A 13,899-nucleotide genomic window follows, 5' to 3' on the forward strand; every position below is an offset into this window, starting at 1 on the left:
AACATGCAAACGGGTTTCATGGAAGCGTCCGCGATCGAGCGTCGGACCATGCGAAAGGTCGTCTGGCGACTCATTCCCTTTTTGATGATCTGCTACCTGCTTGCCTTCATCGACCGGGGCAACGCGGGGATGGCGTCGCTGCAGATGAACCACGACCTCGGGATGTCGGCGACGGTGTTCGGCTTCGGCAGCAGCCTGTTCTTCATTTCGTACTTCTTTTTCGAAGTACCGAGCAATCTCGCGCTGCAGAAGTACGGCGCGCGGATCTGGATTGCGCGGATCATGATCACGTGGGGCATCGTGTCGGCGGCGACCGCGCTCGTGCATAACGCGACGACGTTCTACGTGCTGCGCTTCCTGCTGGGCGCGGCCGAGGCCGGCTTCTTCCCCGGCGTGCTGCTTTATTTGTCGTACTGGATTCCATCGCAGTATCGTGCACGGATCGTCGCGACGTTCATGGTCGCGATTCCGGCCGCGAGCTTCATCGGCTCGCCGATCTCCGCGCTGCTGTTGCAGATGGACGGCGTGTGGGGCCTGCGTGGATGGCACTGGCTATTCATCCTCGAAGGCATTCCGACCGTGCTGCTCGGCATCGCGTGCCTCTCCATGCTGACGAACAAGCCGGACGATGCGAAGTGGCTCGCCGTCGACGAGCGCGCGTGGCTATCGAGCGCACTTGCCGCCGGCCACAAAACGCATAAGAAGGTGCCGTCGCTGCCGCTCACGCAACTGTTCCGCAACCGCTACGTGCTGTGCCTCGCGCTCGTCGATACGTGCGCGTCCGCGGCAGGCAGCACGCTGTCCGTATGGCAGCCGCAGCTGCTGAAGTCGTTCGGCCTGACCGTGATGGAGACCGGCTTGCTGAATTCGGTGCCGTACGCGCTGGCGTCGGTCCTGATGGTCTACTGGGGCCGGCACTCGGACCGCGTCGGCGAACGGCGCTGGCACACGGTCGTACCGATGTTGCTGATCGGCGTAGGCCTGTTCGCGACGTCGCTGAGCGGATCGCTGCTGCCGACGATCTGCATGCTCTGCGCGGTGCTGGTCGGCGCGTATTCGTTCAAGGGTCCGTTCTGGGCGCTCGCGACCGACATGCTGTCCAACAGCACCGTGGCGGCGGGGCTCGCGACGGTCAACGCGATCGCGAACCTGCTCGGCGGCGGGCTGATGGTGAACGTGTACGGGTGGGTGAAGGCCGCGACGGGCAGCTACGCGCTCGCGTTGATGCCGCTTGCGATCCTCACGCTCGTGAGCGTCGCGACGCTGCTGCTGCTCACGCGCAATCATACGGGCGGAAAGCTGCTCGCCACGACGGAGACCCTCTGATCATGGCGCGGATAGCGAGGCGCGGTTTCCTGCGGATCGCTGGCGCGACGCTGGCTTCGGCTGCATTGCCGAGGCGCGCCGCTGCCGACGAAACAGGGTCGGGCGGCATCGAGCGGCCGGCGTTCCGGTTGCCCGAAGGGGCGGCCGATTGTCATATGCACGTCTACGACGATCAATTCCCGGTCGCGCCGGGCACGACGCTGCGGCCGCCGAATGCGACCGTCGCGCAATACCGGCGCCTGCAGACGCGTATCGGTGTGAAGCGCAACGTGGTCGTGACGCCGTCGACGTACGGAACGGACAATCGCTGCACGCTGGCGGCGATCGCGCAGTTCGGCGCCGACGCGCGCGGTGTCGCCGTCGTCGACAGCACCGTGACCGACGATGCATTGCGGACGCTCGATCGCGGCGGCATCCGTGCGATCCGGTTCAACCTGAGCTATCCGGGCGCGACGACGCTCGACATGCTCGCGCCGCTCGCCGCGCGTATCGGGAACCTCGGATGGCATATCGAGCTGGTGGTTCAGGGCGCGCGGCTGCCGGAGCTGGAGCGGCATCTCGCGGTGCTGCCTTGTCCGCTCGTGATCGACCATATCGCGCATGTGCCGCAGCCGGGCGGGCTGGCGTCGGCCGCGTTCCGTACCGCGCAACGACTGGTGGATAAGGGCAATACGTGGATCACGTTGTCAGGGCCCTACGTGGACAGCAAGACGGGCGCACCTGCGTACGACGACGTCGCCCCGGTCGCGAAGGCGCTGATCGACATGGCGCCGGAGCGCATGCTTTGGGGCACCGACTGGCCGCATCCGACGCAGAAGACGGACAAGCCTGACGACGCGAGCATGCTGGACGTGATCGCGGGCTGGATCGGGCGTCCGGACTGGCAGCAACGGATATTCGTCACCAACCCTGCGGCGTTGTACGGATTTGCGTAGCGCGGGCAGGACGTCGACAGAGGAGCGACTCAGAACTTCGACCGCAATCCCACGCGCAGCGCGATTTGGTTTCGGCTCGTCGAATAGCCGACGTTGGTCGCGGGATTGACGATCAGGAAAATCCCGGCAGGCTGTTGGGGCGAATTGCTATGGGCGACGTTCACGCTGGCATAGAGATCGGTGCGCTTCGACAGGAAGTAGTGAATCGCCGTGCTGAGCTGACTGACCTGCCCGTCCGGATAGTGGTTGTAGATGTAGCTGATGCCGGCGAACGTATCGACGGCGAACGACGTATCGATGCCCGCCTCGACGACGCTTGCCACAATCGACGGTGCGCCGCTTCCGCGCTGAATCCGGTTGTTCGTGTAGTTGCCGAAGACCGTGACGGGACCGACGCGATAGCGTGCGCCGATCCCCACGTTGCGCACCGCTGTACCGAGCAGCGCCGCTTCGGCGACCGACGCGCCCGTACCGTTTGCGTTTGTGTACGCCAACCCGATCGCGAAAGGGCCGTCGTTGTCGTACGCGAAACCGAAGCTGCTGAAACGCGGTGCGCCCGTCGTGCCGCCGAACGAGCCGGCGACGTTGCTGAAGCCGTACATCGCCCCGACGCTGGCACCCCGGAATTTTGGCGAAGCATATTTGACGGCGTTGTTCACCTGTTCGCCCGCAAGCCGGTCGACGTCGAGCCCATGTGCGGCGTAGACGCCGCCGAAGCGCGCGATCGCCGTATTGAACACGAGGTTGTCGACCATGAAGTCATACTGGCGGCCCAGCGTCAGCGTGCCGAAGCGGCCGGCCAGGCCGACCATGGCGGTACGGCCGAACATCGCGCCACCCTGGCCCAATGCGCCGTTCCCGAGGGTGAAGCCGTTCTCCAGCGTGAAGACCGCCTTCGTTCCGCCGCCCAGATCCTCCGCGCCCTGCAATCCCCAGCGATTCGCCTGTGCGATACCGGTGTCTTCCAGTATTGCCGAATGACCGCGCTGATTGCTGACCCACGTGATACCGGCATCGACGATGCCGTACAGCGTCAACGTGCTTTGCGCATGGACGAGCGAAACCGATGCCGTTGCGAGCGCGACGCTCGCCAGCGTTCTTTTCATGGTGTCTCCAACCAGTCAGGGTTGTGGTTCTACGCGATGCGCGGCTGCTGCCGATATGGGCGTGAGATGAGATGTGCGTCTGGCTTAACGCCGGGTAAGCCGCGTGACGCACCACGCCGCCACGTGCTGCATCGCACTGCGCGCGAGCGGCGTATCGAACTTCGTGAAGCCATGCGGCATCGCTTCGTAAAGATTCAAGGCGACGGTCGCACCGGCACGCGCGGCATGATCGGCGAAGCGCTCGACGTCGCTCAACATCACCTCGTTGGCGCCGACACACAGCAATACGTTTGCCGTTGCGTCGTACGGCGTGAACAGCGGTGCCGCGAGCGGATCGGCGGTCGAGCCGGCGTCGATATACAGCTCGATCATGCGGGCCCCCATCTCGCGCGTGGCGATGTCGCGCGCCGCGTTGACATACCACGACACGCTGTCCATGCGCAGATCCGCCATCGGACAAATGCCCACGATGCCGGCCGGCGCCGGGCACCTGTTGCGCCGAAGCCATTCCGGCAGCGTCAATGCGAGACAGCCGCCCGACGATTCGCCGACGACGACGAGCGATTGCGCGTCGTAGCCCTGATCGACCAGGCTGCGATAGACGGCGAGCATGTCGTTGCCTGCTGCGGGAAAGCGATGCTCGGGCGCCTGTCGATAGCCGATCGCCAGTACCGGCCGCCGCGTCAGTACCGCGAGCTCGATTGCGCTGCGGCGGCCAAGTGCGAGACTGCCTCGGACGAAGCCGCCGCCATGCAGAAACACGATGAGTTCGGATGACTCGCGATCCGCCGCTCCGGCCGCGATGCGTTCGCACGGTACGCCTGCGATGTCGCACGGTGCGATGTCCAGGCCGGGCGCGTCGATCGAATAGGCATGCGTCGCGAGGATCGACGACGTCGCTGCGCGCATGGCGTCGGCCGATCGGGGCCCGGCGTACACGGTCGAGAAATCGCGATCGCCGAGCAGCGTGTCGACGAAACGGCGGTCGTCGTCGCCCGCGGCGAAGTATCGTATGGTCATCATCTGAATCGTCCTGAAGGCGTGGAATGGCGTGGGAGATGCGCTTATCGAATCTGTCGGGCAAGCGCTCGTCGCATTGCGATGAAGGCACCGGATGCGCTGACGACGACGACGATCGCAAGCGCCACGGCGAGCGCATGCCCGTCCATGCGGCCGCCTGCAATGTGGTCGCTGATTGCGCCGACAGCGAGCGGCCCGACTCCCGTGCCGACCACGTTGACGCCAAAGATGAAGCAGCCGATTACGCGCCCGCGCATCCGGTTCGGCACGCCCACTTGCAGCGGGATCGGCATCAACGACGTCGTCATGCTGATCAGGAACACCATCGCACCGTAACCGGCGAGCGAAACGGCGAACCGCGGAACCAGTGCGAGTACGATCGCCGCCGGAATCAGCAATGCGGTGACGCCGCTTGTGACGCGCATGACGCGAGCAACGATCTGGCTGTCGGCGACTCGCCCGACGAAGCACTGGCCCGACAGCGATCCCGCCAGTCCGCAGACGAGGAACATCGTGCCGAGCATCGGACCGAGCGACGCACCGGGGCCGAAGCCGTTGCGGACAGCGAAGGTCGGATACCAGGTCAGCACCGAGAAGAACGCAGCGAGAATGCACGCATACGCGCAGAAATAGCCGCGCAGATGCGGCGCATCTTGGGCCACGAACCGCGACACGTCGCCGAGGCTGACGCGCGCTTCGGGCAGCCGCATATCGTTGACGCGGCTCGGCTCGCGCACTCCCGCCAGTATCAGTAGCGCGAGTATCAGCCCTGGCACGCCGACGACGGTGAATACCGCCTGCCACGGCTGCAGATGACCGAGCCACGGCAGGTCGAGCCCGCCCGTGCGGCTGAAGTACCCAAGCAGGACGCCACCGGCCATCAAGGATGCGCTGCCGCCGATGTACGGCGCGGCCGTGTAAATCGCCGTCGCACGCGGCAACTGGCGCGGCGGAAACTGGTCCGCAAAGATCGACAACGCCGCAGGCGAGCAGCCGGCTTCGGAGAGCGCAGTGACCGAGCGCACGGCGAGCAGCTGCACATAACTTCCCGCAAGTCCGGACGACGCGGTCGCGACGCTCCATAGCGCAATACAGCCGGCAGCGACCCGTACGCGGTTGCAGTGGTCGACAAGCCAGCCAAGCGGTATGCCGCCGATCGCAAAGCAGAGCGCGAACGCCAGGCCTTGCAGCAGCCCCACCTGGGTGTCCGACAGGCCGAGACTCTGACGTACCGGGTCGATCAACAGCGTGAGAATCTGGCGGTCGAGATAGGCGAGCGCGAATGCCGCCGAAAACAGCGCGACCACGATCCAGCGGCGCAGCCCGGCGGACGCGCGCTCCGGCGCGGGCGCGTCGAAGCAAGGATCGGCGAGCGCAGGTTTGCGCGGAGAGTGGGATGGAGCAGGCATGACGTCTCCTGTTGCGGCGACGTCGTTCCAGGCGCCGCCATTTAGTTTCGTATGTAACGAGTATCGTGTCACGTGAAACTAAATGCAATGGCGCCCGGCTAGTGGTTTACGCGTGTCGCGCGCGTTGGGGCGCGGCATGGAGCGCACCGAGGCGCCGCTATACTGTCGTCAAACCGACCGATGCGGGCAAAACAGGAGCAAGCTTTGAAGACGCGCGTGCACAGCGAGGAAACGCATAAAGCGGAGACACTGATGAAACGGCTGGTGGCGGACGGGCAGCGCCCGGCCGTCAGCGCGTTTCCGCCCGACACCTATCGTTACGAACTCTCGCAGGTGCAGATTCTTTCGACGTTGCTCGGGCGCATCTATTCGAAACAGATGCTGCCGCTGCACGATTTGCCGCTGCTCGAATGGCGACTGCTGGAGGCGATCGGCGGCGCGCCCGGCATTACCGCGGCCGAGTTTGCGCAGTATTGGGTCTATGACAAGGTCGCCGTGAGCCGTGCATTGCGCACGCTGAAGACGCGCGGTTTCGTCGAATCGGCGCCTCATCCGACCGATGGCCGGCGTATCGAGCTGCGTCTGACCGCTGCGGGACAGGCTGCGTATGAATCGCAGCTCGACGCGAAACATCGGCAGCTCGAAGCGCTCTCGTCGGTGCTCACCGACCAGGAGATGAGCGAATTTACGGCGCTCGCGCGCAAGCTGATCGATCACTTCAGACGCGTGGACGAGATGCTTTGACAGCCGGCGGGCGCTGCTGTTGTCCGATGCGGCAACGTTTGTCCGATGACCTGCAGGCAAACTCGAGCGCGTAAGAACGCGTCGATTTGAGCCGGCGAAGATTCGCGATCCCGGTGGCGCGCGTCCACCATGTCCGCATCGACAATCACGGTCGGCACGCCTGCCTCTTCCAACGCGCGCGCAGTCGCGCGATCGCAAGCGTTCCGGAAGCGGCGGGGCGGCATCCCTTCGGCATCAGCCGCATCGCAGCGTCGATGCGATTTTCCTTTGCCTCGCGCACCGGCCACGCAGGCGCGTAGGGCGAGCGCTGGGGCTGTCGGCCTGCGGATGCAGTCGGAATGTGGCGCGATTATGGCGGGCGCCGCGCGCCGCGCAACGGCGGTACGGCAGCGTGCGGCGCGCGCCGGTGCTACGGCCGCGACGGCAGCGCTTCAGCCTCCGCCCAGCGCTTGAACGAATCGAGACGCCGGCGCGTGTGCACCAGATAGAACGCCGCGATCAGCGGCTCGAGCAGCCAGCGCAGCCAGGTCGGCTGCGCGCGGAAGCTGTAGGTGAATTTCACCTCGGTCGAGCCTGCCGTGCGTTCGGTGAAGTTCCAGATGCCGCTGAAGCGTTCGAGCACTTTCGGGCCATCGACCATTTCGATGGCCGCGACCTGCGGCGGCCGGTACGCCACGTAGCGCGACACCATCGTCGCGCCCGACTGGCTGCGGCAGAACGCGTCGACGCCGACCTCGACGGTCGGCTCGTCGAGCAGGTACGCGTCGGCGAGGAAGCTGTCCCATACGAGTCGCCGCCCGTAGTCCTGCGACCACGTGAAGAGGCGTCTGCGATCGACGCCGACGACGCGACTGACAGAGATTCTCATGACGGCGACCGAAACCGGATGGACGGGAAGGGATGGGGACGAAGCCGAGTGTAGCGCGCCAAAATCGCGCCGCTCTTCAGATTTCGTCAAGTCGAGCGCGGGTTTCATCGATACAGCCCCGCGCGCCGTCGACTGCGCGACTACGCGGTATCGTGCCGCTCGGCCGTGCGCGCTCCGGCCGTCGACGCGCGCGCCGCATCCATCGCACGCGCGAGCGCGTCGAACACTGCCGGCTCCTTGCAGCGCGACACGTTGAAGCGCAGATACGACGTCGCGCCATGCGACGCGCTGAACACGTTGCCGGGCGCGAGCACGACATCGTCGTCGAGCGCATGCCGCGCGACGCGCGCGGCATCGAGCCCGTCCGGCAACTGCGCCCAGACGAACAGGCCGCCGCGCGGCTCGGTCCAGACCGCGAGCCCCGCGCGTGCGAGCCGGCGGATCGTTTCGCCCATCGCATCCGCCAGACGCGCACGCAGACCGTCCAGATGGCGCCGATAGGTGCCGTCGACGAGCAGCCGGTGCACGACGTTCGCGCCGATCTGCGCATGGCCGAACGATGTCGCGAGCTTGAGGTCGACGAGCGCGTCGATCCACTCGGGCCGCGCGGCGACGTAGCCGCAGCGGATCGCAGCCGACAGCGTCTTCGAGAAGCTGCCGATCGATACGACGCGCTGCAGCCCGTCGAATGCGGCGAGCCGCGGCGCGGGCGTGCTTTCGAAATCCGCGAAGATGTCGTCCTCGACGATCAGCAGCCCGTGATCGGCCGCGAGCGTCAGCAGCCGGTGCGCGACGGGCGGCGACAGTGTCGCGCCGGTCGGATTGTGCAGCGCGGCGTTCGTGATGTAGAGGCGCGGGCGGTGCTCGACGAGCGTCTGCTCGAAGCGCGCGAGATCGGGGCCGTTCGGCGTGTACGGCACGCTGACGATCCGCGCGCGATGCGCGCGCAGCAGCGCCTGGAAATTGAAATAGCAGGGATCGTCGAGCACGACCGTGTCGCCCGGTTCGAGCAGCAGCCGGCAGACGAAATCGAGCGCCTGCGTGCCGCTGTCGGCGAGCATGATCTGCGCGGGCTGCGCGTGGACACCGTGCTGCGCGAGACGCCACGCGAGCTGCTGACGCAGCGCGGGCAGGCCGGCGGGCGTCGCGTAATCGGTCAGTGCGTCGGACTCGTCGCGCGACGCGGCGCGCAGTGCACGGCGCAGGCTTTCGTCGGGCAGCCACGACGACGGCAGCCATCCGCAGCCGGGCTTCATCGCGCTCGGCAGCGATTCGAGCGACTGACGCGTCAGCCATAAGGGATCGAGCTCGCGGTCGAGCCGCGGGCCGAGATCCGCCAGGGCGAGCGGCGGCGCGTGCCCCGACACGTAGAAGCCCGAGCCGCGGCGTGCGATGAGCACGCCTTCGCTCGCGAGCCGCTCGTATGCGTCGACGACGGTCGACTTCGACACGTGCAGCGCGTCGGCCATCATGCGGATCGACGGCACGCGCGCGCCCGGCATCAACGTGCGGCTCGAGATGCGTGCGCGCAGCGTATCCATCACGGTTTCGACGCGCGTGCGCGACGCGGCGGGCGGAGCCGGGTTCGGGGCGGAACGGATCATGGTCGGCGGTGAACTGTACGGCCGGTTGTCCAGTACAGTTTGTCGGAATTGTATTGCGGTGTAGCTTACGCGCATTTCACGCGTGGCGGATCATCGGTCATCCACTTTTCCCGTTCAGGATGTGCCGTGCAAAAAACGACCGACGGATGGCTCAGCGGGCTGCTGGGCGTGATCATATTCAGCGGCTCGCTGCCCGCGACGCGTGTCGCCGTGCAGGGGCTCGACCCGCTGTTCCTGACGTTCGCGCGCGCGACGATCGCGGGCGCGCTCGGGCTGTTGCTGCTGGGCGCGCTGAAGCAGAAGCGGCCGACGCGCGGCGAAGCGGCGTCGTTGCTGGTCGTGGCGCTTGGCGTCGTGATCGGCTTTCCGCTGCTGACCGCGCTCGCGCTGCGGCATGTGACGTCCGCGCATGCGATCGTGTTCGTCGGGCTGCTGCCGCTCGCGACCGCGCTGTTCGGCGTATGGCGCGGCGGCGAACGGCCGCGCGCGCCGTTCTGGGCGTTCTCGCTGCTCGGCAGCGGCGCGGTCGCCGCGTTCGCGTTGCGCAACGGCGGGCAGGCGTCGGCGCTCGGCGATGCGCTGATGCTCGCCGCGATCGTCGCGTGCGGGCTCGGCTATGCGGAAGGCGCGCGGCTGTCGCGCGATCTCGGCGGCTGGCAGGTGATCTCGTGGGCGCTCGTGCTGTCGCTGCCGCTGATGCTGCCGCTCGCATGGATCACGCGGCCCGCGACGTTCGACGGCATCGATACGGCTGCGTTGTGGGGGCTCGCTTACGTGTCGCTGTTCAGCATGCTGATCGGCTTCGTGTTCTGGTATCGCGGGCTCGCGCTCGGCGGGATCGCGGGCGTCGGCCAGTTGCAGCTGCTGCAGCCGTTCTTCGGGTTCGTGCTCGCGGCCTGCGTGCTGCACGAGACGGTGCCGCCGTCGATGGTGGCCGTGACCGCGATCGTCGTCGGTTGCGTCGCGGGCGCGAAGTATTTTTCGAAGGCGGTGCCGGTGCAGCGCGCGGGGTGATGGCGCGGCACGCGTACGGGCAGGGTGCGGCCCGCCCGCCGAAAAGCAAAACAGCCACACTCGCCCGCATCAGCGAGTGTGGCCGTACGTCGTCGCGCGCGCCTTATTCGAACGTTTCGAGCGCGAGCAATTCGCCGATCGTCTGCCGGCGGCGAATCAGCCGCGGCGTGCCGCGATCGACGAGCACTTCCGGCGCGAGCGGCCGGCTATTGTAGTTCGACGACATCGATGCGCCGTACGCGCCCGCATCGTGCAGGAACAGCAGGTCGCCGATCTGCGGCTGCGGGAGCTTGCGGTGCGTGACCACGCCGCCCGCGTCCTGCGTAAACACGTCGCCCGATTCGCACAGCGGCCCCGCGATCGCGATGTCGACCTGCGGCCGCCCTGCGGGCAGCGCACCGTCGTGCGCATGCACGGACACCGCGTGATAGCTGCCGTACATCGCCGGACGCATCAGGTCGTTGAAGCCGGCATCGATCAGCACGAAGTCGTGCTTCGGCCGGCGGTTGACGGCCTGCACTTCGGTGACGAGCGTGCCGGCTTCGGCCACCAGGAAGCGGCCCGGCTCGATCTCGATGCGCACCGCGTGGCCGAGATGGCGTTCGATGCGCTTGCGCGCGGCGTCCCATTGACGGAAATAGTGATCGACATCGACGCGCGGCTCGCCGTCGCGATACGGAATCGACAGCCCGCCGCCCGCGGAGATCGCGTCGATGTCGTGGCCGAGCGAGGTGACGAGGTCGACCATCGCGTCGCACACCTGCGACAGATGACCGTAGTCCACGCCCGAGCCGATGTGCATGTGGATCCCGACGAGCTTCAGCCCGTACTGACGCACGAGCGCGATCGCGCGCGGCACGTCGTCGATCCAGATCCCGTGCTTGCTCTGCGGACCGCCGGTATTGGTCTTGTTGCTGTGCCCGTGACCGAAGCCCGGATTTACACGTAGCCACACGCGGTGGCCCGGCGCATGCTGGCCGACGCGCTCGAGCATGTCGAGCGAGCCCGCGTTGACGGTCACGCCGTGCTTCAGTACGGCCGAGAGCGTCGGACGATCGACGAGATCGGCGGTGAACACGACGCCTTCGGGCTCGCCCGCCGGGCTGAAGCCGGCCGCGAGGCTGCGCTCGATTTCGCCGAGCGACACGGCGTCGACGCACGCGCCTTCGTCGCGCATCAGCTTCAGGATATGGAGGTTCGAGTTCGCTTTCTGCGCATAGCGGATCACGTCGAACTGGCGCAGTTGCGCGATGCGGTCGCGAATGATGTCGGCGTCGTACACCCACAGCGGGGTGCCGTATTGCTGCGCGAGCGCAGCGAGCTGGCGGGAATCGAGGGACATGACGGATGGATCGGTCGAATGAACGGACAGTCGCGATGATGCGCGCAATCTTCTATGCAGTAAAATGCCGATTTATCGACATTCAATTCATTCGGGATATAGATGGCTTCGCTCACGCATCGTCATATCGAGGTGTTTCGCGCGCTGATGCTGAGCGGCAGCACGACGCGCGCGGCCGAGATGCTCTATACGTCGCAGCCGACGATCAGCCGCGAGCTTGCGCGGATGGAGCAGATCGTCGGCTTCGCGCTGTTCGAGCGCACGCACGGGCGGCTGCGGCCGACGATGGCCGCGCTCACGCTGTTCGACGACGTGCGGCTCGCGTATGTGGGGCTCGAACGCGTCGCGGCGACGGCCGCGCGGCTGCGCGAGTTTCGCGACGGCCAGCTGTCGGTGATTGCACTGCCCGCGTTCGCGCATGCGATCCTGCCGGGCGCGTGCCGGCGCTTTCGCGATGCGCATGCGGGCGTCAGCGTATCGGTCGCGACGCAGGAGTCGCCGGTGCTCGAGGAGTGGTTGACCGCGCAGCGTTACGATGTCGGACTGACCGAACACGACGTCGCGCCGCCCGGCACGTTGCTGACGCCGCTCCTGGAGGTGGACGAGGTCTGCGTGCTGCCGGACGGCCATCCGCTGCTCGCGCGCAAGGCGATCGATCTCGCCGATCTCGCCGATCGCCCGTTCGTCAGCCTGTCGCTGAACGATCCGTACCGCGTCATGATCGACGATGCGTTCGCGCAGCTCGGCGTCGCGCCGCGTTCGGTCGTCGAGACGCCGTCCGCCGTGTCGGTCTGCGCGTTCGTGCGGCAAGGGCTCGGCGCGGCGATCGTCAATCCGCTGACCGCGCTCGATTTCGTCGGCCGCGACCTGCACGTGCGGCCGCTCACGCGTTCGTTTCCGTATCGCGTCAGCGTGATCGTTCCCGAGCACCGACCGAAAAGCCTGCTCGTCGATGCGTTTGCCGACGCGCTACGCGGCGAAGCGACGGCGATTCGCGAGCGGCTTGCCGCGCATCTCGGCGCACGTGCCGCGCATGCGCCACGTGTGTAAGGCCGCGATGCGGCCGTCACGCGACGCTCGTATGATCGCGGATGTGCCGTCCCTGCCGACCCTGTCGTTACTTCAACGGAATCCGTCATGACCGATGCCTCGCCGCTGCTCGAACAACCGACACTGACCGGCCCGCGCGTCGAACTGCGTCCGCTCGCGACGGCCGATCGCGATGCGCTGCTGGACGCCGCCGCGGACGGCGCGCTATGGAATCTGAAGGTGACGGTCGTGCCCGACGCGCAGACGATCGACGCCTATCTCGCGACCGCGCTGGACGGACGCGCGGCGGGCACCGTGATGCCTTATACGATCGTCGATCGCGGCTCGGGCCGTGTGGTCGGCAGCACGCGCTTCTGGAAGATCGACCGCCGCAATCGCAAGCTGGAGATCGGTCATACGTGGCTGAGTGCGTCGATGCAGCGCACGCACGTGAATACCGAAGCGAAGTGGCTGCTGCTGGCGTATGCGTTCGACACGCTGCGCTGCGTGCGCGTGCAGTTCACGACCGACGAACTGAACGAACGGTCGCGCGCCGCGATCTTGCGGCTCGGCGCGAAGCAGGAAGGCATCGTGCGTCACGAGCGCATCATGCCGGACGGCCGCAAGCGCAATTCGGTGCGCTTCAGCATCATCGACGACGAGTGGCCTGAAGTGGATGCGCGACTGCGCGCGAAGCTCGGGACGTAACTCGGGACGTAAACGCGCGCGCCGCGCCGCGGGCACGACGCGGCGGCGCGGGGCATCGCGTTACTGCGCCGATGCGAGATGGTGGCGTTGCGCGAGCTTCTGCGCGTCCGCGTAATGGGCCTGCAGGATCGGCAGCGCCTGACGTGCGACTTCCTTCAGCTTCGCATCGCGGCCCGATGCGATCTCGGCCTGGAAGGCGGAGATCGTCTTCTGCTGCCCCGCGAGCGCGACCTGCTCGATGTATGCCTTGTCGAACTCGGCGCCGCGCAGGCTCTTGATGCTGTTCAGCACGGTCGTGTCCGGGTCGTTGGCCGGCACGTCGACGCCGCGCGGGCTCGCGGCGCGCATCGCCTGAATGATCTTCTCGTCGTCGGTCGACACGCGCTGCGCGAATGCCTTCACCTGGCTGTCCGACGTGCGCGCGTCGGCGATGCGTGCCGCGTCGTGCTGCGTCGAAACCGTCTTCGTGCCGTCCGTAATGAACGCCTGGTCGGCTTCGTGGATGCGCGTCGTCGCGGCTGCGGGTGCGGACGCGGCCGGCTGAGCGGTCTGGGCGGTCGCCGTCGCGGCGACGAGAAGCAGGCCAACGGCAGACAGGGCGAGGCGCGAAACGGGGGAGAAGCGGTTCATGGGACCTCCTTTCATCGGGGCTCTGGTTGAACGACGGATCGCGTGATCCGATGCTGTGCGAGAGACCGGGCATGCGCCCGGGCCGGCTTCGGCCGCCGCTCTGCCGCGGCGCCGGTCGAAGCGATCACCGGCCCGACCGATTCTAGGAGGCCGTGCGTGTCGCA

At 66.9% G+C, this 13,899-nt stretch carries 13 protein-coding genes; 6 read left to right on the forward strand and 7 right to left on the reverse strand.

Annotated features, from left to right (window positions below; genetic code table 11):
* Positions 1 to 3 precede the first annotated feature (3 nt).
* Together BCR55_RS24020 and BCR55_RS24025 are read left to right on the forward strand one after the other, a co-directional pair.
* Entirely contained in the window at positions 4 to 1,326 is a 1,323-nt protein-coding gene (locus BCR55_RS24020; RefSeq protein ID WP_065496188.1) for an MFS transporter, read from the forward strand.
* A 2-nt stretch (positions 1,327 to 1,328) separates the two neighbouring features.
* Positions 1,329 to 2,261, forward strand: a complete 933-nt coding sequence (locus tag BCR55_RS24025) for an amidohydrolase (protein ID WP_065496192.1) — start codon at positions 1,329 to 1,331, stop codon at positions 2,259 to 2,261.
* A 29-nt stretch (positions 2,262 to 2,290) separates the two neighbouring features.
* On the opposite strand, the gene BCR55_RS24030 is transcribed toward BCR55_RS24025, so the two are convergent.
* From BCR55_RS24030 to BCR55_RS24040, 3 genes are all read right to left on the reverse strand, one after another.
* On the reverse strand, positions 2,291 to 3,367 hold the full coding sequence (locus tag BCR55_RS24030) for a porin (RefSeq protein ID WP_006409306.1): 1,077 nt from the start codon (positions 3,365 to 3,367) through the stop codon (positions 2,291 to 2,293).
* An 84-nt stretch (positions 3,368 to 3,451) separates the two neighbouring features.
* Positions 3,452 to 4,390, reverse strand: coding sequence for an alpha/beta hydrolase (locus BCR55_RS24035; protein ID WP_065496193.1), 939 nt, complete (start codon positions 4,388 to 4,390; stop codon positions 3,452 to 3,454).
* Positions 4,391 to 4,431: 41 nt separating this feature from the next.
* On the reverse strand, positions 4,432 to 5,868 hold the full coding sequence (locus tag BCR55_RS24040; RefSeq protein ID WP_244104659.1) for an MFS transporter: 1,437 nt from the start codon (positions 5,866 to 5,868) through the stop codon (positions 4,432 to 4,434).
* Positions 5,869 to 6,048: 180 nt separating this feature from the next.
* Between BCR55_RS24040 and BCR55_RS24045 the strand changes: the two genes are divergently transcribed.
* The gene (locus BCR55_RS24045) at positions 6,049 to 6,540 is read left to right on the forward strand and encodes a MarR family winged helix-turn-helix transcriptional regulator (protein WP_223852637.1); all 492 of its coding nucleotides are present in this window, start codon (positions 6,049 to 6,051) and stop codon (positions 6,538 to 6,540) included.
* Positions 6,541 to 6,949: 409 nt separating this feature from the next.
* Here the strand turns inward: BCR55_RS24045 and BCR55_RS24055 are convergent, their stop codons facing one another.
* Both BCR55_RS24055 and BCR55_RS24060 read right to left on the reverse strand, forming a co-directional pair.
* Entirely contained in the window at positions 6,950 to 7,408 is a 459-nt protein-coding gene (locus tag BCR55_RS24055; protein ID WP_065496199.1) for an SRPBCC family protein, read from the reverse strand.
* Between the two features lie 140 nt (positions 7,409 to 7,548).
* On the reverse strand, positions 7,549 to 9,012 hold the full coding sequence (locus BCR55_RS24060; RefSeq protein WP_065496203.1) for a PLP-dependent aminotransferase family protein: 1,464 nt from the start codon (positions 9,010 to 9,012) through the stop codon (positions 7,549 to 7,551).
* A gap of 126 nt (positions 9,013 to 9,138) precedes the next feature.
* Here BCR55_RS24060 and BCR55_RS24065 point away from each other — a divergent pair, with 126 nt between their 5' ends.
* Positions 9,139 to 10,026, forward strand: coding sequence for a DMT family transporter (locus BCR55_RS24065; RefSeq protein ID WP_006406200.1), 888 nt, complete (start codon positions 9,139 to 9,141; stop codon positions 10,024 to 10,026).
* A gap of 103 nt (positions 10,027 to 10,129) precedes the next feature.
* Here the strand turns inward: BCR55_RS24065 and lysA are convergent, their stop codons facing one another.
* Entirely contained in the window at positions 10,130 to 11,368 is a 1,239-nt protein-coding gene (lysA, locus tag BCR55_RS24070) for a diaminopimelate decarboxylase (protein WP_065496204.1), read from the reverse strand.
* A gap of 102 nt (positions 11,369 to 11,470) precedes the next feature.
* Here lysA and BCR55_RS24075 point away from each other — a divergent pair, with 102 nt between their 5' ends.
* Together BCR55_RS24075 and BCR55_RS24080 are read left to right on the forward strand one after the other, a co-directional pair.
* Positions 11,471 to 12,418: a LysR family transcriptional regulator gene (locus BCR55_RS24075; RefSeq protein WP_006409318.1), complete on the forward strand. Its 948-nt coding sequence runs from the start codon at positions 11,471 to 11,473 to the stop codon at positions 12,416 to 12,418.
* Between the two features lie 87 nt (positions 12,419 to 12,505).
* A complete protein-coding gene (locus tag BCR55_RS24080) occupies positions 12,506 to 13,105 on the forward strand; it encodes a GNAT family N-acetyltransferase (protein ID WP_006406203.1) in 600 nt (199 codons plus the stop codon).
* Between the two features lie 60 nt (positions 13,106 to 13,165).
* Here the strand turns inward: BCR55_RS24080 and BCR55_RS24085 are convergent, their stop codons facing one another.
* Positions 13,166 to 13,735: a DUF4142 domain-containing protein gene (locus BCR55_RS24085; protein WP_006396565.1), complete on the reverse strand. Its 570-nt coding sequence runs from the start codon at positions 13,733 to 13,735 to the stop codon at positions 13,166 to 13,168.
* Positions 13,736 to 13,899 lie beyond the last annotated feature (164 nt).

Source organism: Burkholderia sp. CCA53 (assembly GCF_001685525.1).
Taxonomy (GTDB): domain Bacteria; phylum Pseudomonadota; class Gammaproteobacteria; order Burkholderiales; family Burkholderiaceae; genus Burkholderia; species Burkholderia multivorans.